Genomic DNA, 6,787 nt, shown 5'->3' on the forward strand with positions numbered 1-6,787 from the left:
CCGTCAGGTATGGACGAGCCGAGGAGGCGCGATGGCCGCAGGCCTGACGACGGACGAAGAGCGCGGTGAGCGGATACTGGAGGTCTTCGGCACCGCGTTCGGTGAGTTGCTGACGGCGGATCCGGCGGCGTTCCGGGTCAAGTTCCGCAAGATGGCGGCGTCGGCGTTCGCCTTCTACCGGGGCACCGCGTGCCTCTACTACGCCGACCTCGCCGAGGCCGAGGAGCGCAGCCCGTTCCTGGACGAGCGCACGTCCCGGGTGTGGATCCACGGCGACCTGCACGCCGAGAACTTCGGCACCTACCTGGACGCCACGGGCCGCCTGATCTTCAACATCAACGACTTCGACGAGGCCTACGTCGGCCCGTTCACCTGGGACCTGCGGCGCTTCGCCGCCTCCATGGCGCTGATCGGCTACAGCAAGGCCCTGGCCGACGACGTGATCTCCGCTCTGGTGCGCAGCTACGCCAGCGCCTACCGCGAGCGCGTCCGCGCCCTCGCCCAGGGCGAGGCCGTCCCGGCGCTGACGCTGGACACCGCGCGGGGCCCGCTGCTGGACGCGCTGCGCCACGCCCGCTCGCAGACCCGGGTCGGGTTGCTGGACTCCATGACGGAGATCCGCGCCTGGGACCGCCGCTTCACCGCGGGCGGTGGTGCGGTGGAACTGGACGGCGGCACCCGGGAGAAGGTGCTGCGGGCCTTCGAGGGGTACCTGGACACGCTGCCGGAGACCAGCCGGATCAACCCCGAGAGCCACCGGGTCAAGGACGTCGTGGGGCGTCGCGGCGTGGGCATCGGCAGCGCGGGCCTGCCCTCGTACAACCTCCTGCTCGAGGGCCACACCGACGCACTGGAGAACGACGTCGTCATCTACCTGAAGCAGGGGCAGACGCCGGCGGTCTCCCGGCACGTCACCGACCCCTCGGTGCGCGAGTACTTCCGTCACGAGGGCCACCGCACCGTGGTCTCGCAGCGCGCTCTGCAGGCGAACACCGACCCGTATCTGGGCTGGACGGAGCTCGACGGCGTCGGTCAGTTGGTCGCCGAGGTGTCGCCGTACGCTGTGGACCTGGACTGGGCGGACATCGACGACCCGGAGCAGATCGAGGCCGTCGTCGCGGATCTCGGCCGGGCCACCGCCGCCATGCACGCGGCGGCCGACGACGAGAGCGGGCACTCCCTGGTGCCGTTCTCCACGGAGGACGCCATCGACGCCGCCATAGCGCGGGACGAGGAGGGCTTCACCGAGTCGCTGGTGGAGTTCGCCCACTCCTATGGCGCCCGGGCCCGCGCCGACCACCAGATCTTCGTCGACCTGTTCCGCAACGGCCGCATCCCGGGGTTGTGATCCGGGCGCTCGTGCCTGGCCGTTCCCGGGGTTTAGGCATTGCTTACACACCGGCATGGCACACTCTGCGCCATGGAAGGGACCGGACCCCGGCTGAGGGCACTGCGCGCGGGATGCTTCGCCGCGCTGTGCGTCACGCTGTCCGCGACCGCCCACATCATGCTCTCGCACGAGCCCCTGCCGATGACGACGACGGCGGGGGCCTTCACCGGCGTCTTCGCGCTGGCGTACGCGCTCGGCGGCCGAGAGCGCGGCTACCGGCCGATCGCCGCCCTGCTCGTCCCGCTGGAACTGGCCGTCGACACGCTGTTCACCGCGGGCCAGAACGCCTGCTACGGCCCTGGCGGGGGTCCCGTCACGGGCTCGTGGCGCTCGATCAACGAGGTGCTGGTCTGCCACGGCGACGTCGGCGGCTCGCTCGCCACGGCGCCGGGGGCGAACGGCCCCACCACCTCTCCGTGGCTGCTGCTGCTGGCGCACATCTGCGTCGGCCTGGTCGCCGCCGGGTTGCTGCGCGGCGGTGAGGACGCCCTGCACCGCCTGCTGCGCGCCGCCTTCCGGCCGCTGCTCGTCGCGGTGGCCGTCTTCCGGACGGCCGGTCCGCGCGGCGCCGTCCGCCCCGTCGCGGTCGGCTCCGCGTCCGCAGTCCCGGCGCTGCCCCTGCTCCTGTATTCGGTCGTACGGCGAGGGCCGCCCGCCCGGCTCGGCTTCCACTGAGCACGGCGCACCACCCCTTCCCCACGTACGGACGAGTCGGAGAGACCACACCATCATGAGCAAGCGGAACAGCCAGGCCGCCAAGAACGCCGCCCGTGAGCGGCTGCGAGCGGAGCGCGAGCGGCAGGCGAAGCGGGACAGGCTGCGGCGGCAGCTGGTCGTCGGCGGCAGCGTCCTCGGCGTGCTGGCGCTCGGCGCCGGCATAGCCGTGGCGGTCGTCAAGATGAACGCGCCGGGCTACTGGGAGAAGGCCGCGGACAAGCCGCTGGTGAAGCCCGCCAACTCCTCGGGCAAGAACGGCACGTCGATCGTCATCGGCGACGAGAACGCCAAGCACACGCTGAAGGTGTACGAGGACCTGCGCTGCCCGGTCTGCGCGCAGTTCGAGCAGACCTCCGGCGAGACCGTCCAGAAGGACGCCAAGGACGGCAAGTACAAGATCGACTACACCATGGGCGCCTTCCTCGACGGCGCCCTCGGCCAGGGCCAGGGCTCGAAGAAGGCGCTGAGCGCGCTGGGCGCCGCCCTGAACGTCAGCAAGGACGCGTTCGTCCAGTACCACACACTGCTGTACTCCAAGGACGTCCACCCCGAGGAGAGCAAGGACGACTTCGGCAGCGCCGACAAGCTGATCGAGCTGGCGCAGAAGGTCGACGCGCTCAAGGGCAACAAGACCTTCGAGAACGCGGTCCGCAACGGCACCTACGACAAGTGGGCGCTGACCATGGACGAGCAGTTCAGCGCCGACGGCATCCAGGGCACGCCCACGGTGAAGCTCGACGGCAAGACCATCGAGAACGTCCAGGCGATGACCCCCGAGCAGTTCACAGCCGCCGTCGACCAGGCCATCGGCAAGGGGTAGCGCCGTCCCGGGGCGTTCCGTCCTCCGGCGCGCGGCGCAGTGCCGCCGAACGGAGGGCGGACCGCGCCGGACCGCCTCCCGCCGGTTCGGCCGCCGCGGTTGCCGGCCGTCGGCGGTGGAGGGACGGACGCGGCCGGAGGGACGGAATGGCATCGGCTGTCGGACCCCCGGCGTAGGATTCCAACGCCGCCAGATGACGACCGACGCCGGAGGTGTCGCTTCCCGTGACCACGCCGTTCACCCACCTGCATGTCCACACCCAGTACTCCCTGCTCGACGGGGCGGCACGGCTGAAGGACATGTTCAAGGCCTGCGGTGAGATGGGCATGACGCACATCGCCATGACCGACCACGGCAACCTGCACGGGGCGTACGACTTCTTCCACCAGGCCAAGGGCGCCGGGATCACCCCGATCATCGGCATCGAAGCCTATGTGGCGCCGGAGTCCCGGCGGAACAAGCGCAAGGTCACCTGGGGCCAGCCGCACCAGAAGCGCGACGACGTCTCGGCCTCCGGCTCCTACCTGCACAAGACCATCTGGGCGGCCAACGCGACGGGCCTGCACAATCTCTTCCGCCTCTCCTCCGACGCCTACGCCGAGGGCTGGCTGACGAAGTACCCGCGCATGGACAAGGAGACCATCGCCCAGTGGTCGGAGGGCCTGATGGCCTCCACTGGCTGCCCCTCGGGCGAGGTGCAGACCAGGCTCCGCCTCGGCCAGTTCGACGAGGCCCTGAAGGCCGCCGCCGAGTACCAGGAGATCTTCGGCAAGGAGCGCTACTTCCTGGAGCTGATGGACCACGGCATCGAGATCGAGCGCCGGGTCCGCGACGGACTGCTGGAGATCGGCAAGAAGCTCGGCATCCCCCCGGTCGTCACCAACGACTCGCACTACACCTACGCGCACGAGGCCGAGGCCCACGACGCCCTGCTGTGCATCCAGACCGGCAAGAACATCTCCGACCCGGACCGCTTCCGCTTCGACGGCTCGGGCTACTACCTGAAGTCGACCGACGAGATGCTCGCCGTCGACTCCTCCGACGCCTGGCTGGAGGGCTGCCGCAACACCACGCTGCTCGTGGCGGAGCAGGTGGAGACCGACGGCATGTTCGTCAAGCGGGACCTCATGCCAAAGTTCGACGTCCCCGAGGGCTACACCGAGGTCACCTGGTTCCGCGAGGAGACCATGCGCGGCATGCAACGCCGCTACCCCGGAGGCATCCCGGACGACCGGATGAAGCAGGTCGAGTACGAGATGGACACCATCATCCAGATGGGGTTCCCGGGGTACTTCCTGGTCGTCGCCGACTTCATCATGTGGGCCAAGAACAACGGCATCGCCGTCGGCCCCGGCCGCGGCTCCGCGGCCGGCTCGATCGTCGCGTACGCGATGGGCATCACCGACCTCGACCCGATCGACCACGGCCTGATCTTCGAGCGCTTCCTCAACCCCGAGCGCATCTCCATGCCCGATGTCGACATCGACTTCGACGAGCGCCGGCGCGCCGAGGTGATCCGGTACGTCACCGAGAAGTACGGCGCCGACAAGGTCGCCATGATCGGTACCTACGGCACCATCAAGGCCAAGAACGCGATCAAGGACTCGGCCCGCGTCCTCGGCTACCCGTACGCGGTCGGCGACCGCCTCACCAAGGCGATGCCCGCCGACGTCCTCGGCAAGGGCATCCCGCTCTCCGGTATCACCGACCCCTCGCACCCGCGCTACAGCGAGGCCGGCGAGATCCGCTCGATGTACGAGAACGAGCCCGACGCGAAGAAGGTCATCGACCTCGCCCGGGGTGTGGAGGGCCTGGTCCGGCAGATGGGCGTGCACGCCGCGGGCGTGATCATGTCCAGCGAGCCGATCGTCGACCACGCCCCGGTCTGGGTGCGGCACTCCGACGGCGTGACCATCACGCAGTGGGACTACCCGAGCTGCGAGTCGCTCGGCCTGCTGAAGATGGACTTCCTCGGCCTGCGCAACCTCACGATCATGGACGACGCGGTCAAGCTCGTGAAGGCCAACAAGGGCGTCGACATCGAGCTGCTGTCCCTGCCCTTCGACGACCCCAAGACCTTCGACCTGCTCGCCCGCGGCGACACCCTCGGAGTCTTCCAGTTCGACGGCGGCCCGATGCGCTCCCTGCTGCGCATGATGAAGCCCGACAACTTCGAGGACATCTCAGCCGTCTCGGCCCTCTACCGGCCGGGCCCGATGGGCATGAACTCGCACATCAACTACGCGCTGCGCAAGAACAAGCAGCAGGACATCACCCCGATCCACCCGGAGCTCGAGGCCCCCCTCAAGGAGGTCCTCGACGTCACCTACGGCCTGATCGTCTACCAGGAGCAGGTGCAGAAGGCCGCGCAGATCATCGCCGGGTACTCGCTCGGCGAGGCCGACATCCTCCGCCGCGTCATGGGCAAGAAGAAGCCCGAGGAACTGGCGAAGAACTTCACCATCTTCCAGGAGGGCGCCCGGAAGAATGGCTACAGCGACGAGTCGATCCAGGCGCTGTGGGACGTCCTGGTGCCGTTCGCCGGCTACGCGTTCAACAAGGCGCACTCCGCCGCCTACGGCCTGGTCTCCTACTGGACGGCCTACCTCAAGGCCAACTACCCGGCCGAATACATGGCCGCGCTGCTGACCTCGGTGCGCGACGACAAGGACAAGTCGGCGATCTACCTCAACGAATGCCGCCGCATGGGCATCAAGGTGCTCCCGCCGAACGTGAACGAGTCGGACGCCAACTTCACGGCGCAGGGCGACGACGTCATCCTGTTCGGCCTCACGGCCGTCCGCAACGTCGGCCAGAACGTGGTGGACTCGATCATCCGCTGCCGCAAGTCCAAGGGGAAGTACACCTCCTTCCCGGACTTCCTGGACAAGGTCGAGGCCGTGGTCTGCAACAAGCGCACCGTGGAATCGCTGATCAAGGCCGGCGCGTTCGACGAGATGGGCCACACCCGCAGGGGCCTGACCGAGCACTACGAGTCGATGATCGACAACGTGGTGGCGGTCAAGCGCAAGGAGGCGGAGGGACAGTTCGACCTCTTCGGCGGCATGGGCGACGAGACCGGGGGCGACGAACCGGGCTTCGGCCTCGACGTCACCTTCTCCGACATCGAGTGGGACAAGACGTACCTGCTCGCGCAGGAGCGGGAGATGCTCGGACTGTACGTCTCCGACCACCCGCTCTTCGGCATCGAGCACGTCCTCGACGACAAGGCGGACGCCTCCGTGTCGGCCCTGGCCGGCGACTACTCCGACGGCGCGATCGTCACCATCGGCGGCATCATCTCCGGTCTGCAGCGGAAGATGACCAAGCAGGGCAACGCGTGGGCCATCGCCACCGTCGAGGACCTCGGCGGCTCCATCGACTGCATGTTCTTCCCGGCCGCCTACCAGTTGGTCTCGACCCAGCTCGTCGAGGACGCCGTCGTCTTCGTCAAGGGCCGGCTCGACAAGCGCGAGGACGTGCCGCGCCTGGTGGCCATGGAGCTGATGGTCCCCGATCTCACGGACGCCGGGACCAACGCCCCGGTGACCATCTCCATCCCGACGGTGAAGGTGACGCCGCCGCTGGTCGCCCGGCTCGGTGAAGTCCTCGCCAGCCACAAGGGGAGCACCGAGGTCCGGGTGCGGTTGCAGGGCGCCCGCAAGACGACGGTGCTGAGGCTCGACCGTCACCGGGTCACTCCCGACCCGGCGCTCTTCGGCGACCTCAAGGCCCTCCTCGGCCCCGCCTGCCTCGCCACCGCCCAGCAGCAGGCGAGCTGATCACCGCCGCGCCGATCACTCGCCGCGCGAGCCGTGACATGTGCCGAGGGTGGCACCCCATCCGGAAGGGGTGCCCCC

General features: G+C 68.9%; 4 protein-coding genes. All 4 read left to right on the plus strand.

What is annotated here, in order from left to right:
* Positions 1-31: 31 nt before the first annotated feature.
* The 4 genes from ACRWND_RS20410 (at position 32) to dnaE (ending at position 6,709) form a co-directional block, all read left to right on the plus strand.
* On the plus strand, positions 32-1,348 hold the full coding sequence (locus tag ACRWND_RS20410) for a DUF2252 domain-containing protein (protein WP_431951406.1): 1,317 nt from the start codon (positions 32-34) through the stop codon (positions 1,346-1,348).
* Between the two features lie 72 nt (positions 1,349-1,420).
* A complete protein-coding gene (locus tag ACRWND_RS20415) occupies positions 1,421-2,065 on the plus strand; it encodes a hypothetical protein (protein ID WP_431951408.1) in 645 nt (214 codons plus the stop codon).
* Between the two features lie 55 nt (positions 2,066-2,120).
* Positions 2,121-2,927, plus strand: coding sequence for a DsbA family protein (locus tag ACRWND_RS20420; RefSeq protein WP_431951409.1), 807 nt, complete (start codon positions 2,121-2,123; stop codon positions 2,925-2,927).
* Between the two features lie 224 nt (positions 2,928-3,151).
* Positions 3,152-6,709 carry a DNA polymerase III subunit alpha gene (gene dnaE, locus ACRWND_RS20425; protein ID WP_431951410.1) on the plus strand — a complete coding sequence of 1,186 codons (3,558 nt, stop codon included), beginning with the start codon at positions 3,152-3,154 and terminating at the stop codon, positions 6,707-6,709.
* Positions 6,710-6,787 lie beyond the last annotated feature (78 nt).

Source organism: Actinacidiphila sp. bgisy167 (assembly GCF_965342175.1).
In the GTDB taxonomy this organism is placed as follows: Bacteria; Actinomycetota; Actinomycetes; order Streptomycetales; family Streptomycetaceae; genus Actinacidiphila.